At 34.5% G+C, this 238-nt stretch carries 1 pseudogene; it reads left to right on the forward strand.

Features of this window, described 5'->3' with window-relative positions:
- Positions 1-102: 102 nt before the first annotated feature.
- Positions 103-238: pseudogene (locus V5P19_RS24435) on the forward strand (hypothetical protein); the annotation flags it as partial.

Below are 238 nucleotides of genomic sequence, written 5' to 3' on the forward strand. Positions count from 1 at the left end.
CGCCAGAACGCCTGGGTAATGTTATTGCTCTAACTATATTAATAATTCAGGTTGCTGCACATGCGACTTGAATTATGACAGACATAGCCTCAAGGAATAGCTATGAAAAAAATACTCGAAGCAATACTGGCGATTAATCTCGCCGTACTTTCCTGTATTGTATTTATAAACATTATTTTAAGATATGGTTTTCAGACAAGCATTTTATCTGTTGATGAATTGTCACGTTATTTATTTG

Origin of the sequence: Enterobacter sp. UNJFSC 003 (genome assembly GCF_036903355.1) — a bacterium.
Classification (GTDB): Bacteria; Pseudomonadota; Gammaproteobacteria; order Enterobacterales; family Enterobacteriaceae; genus Enterobacter.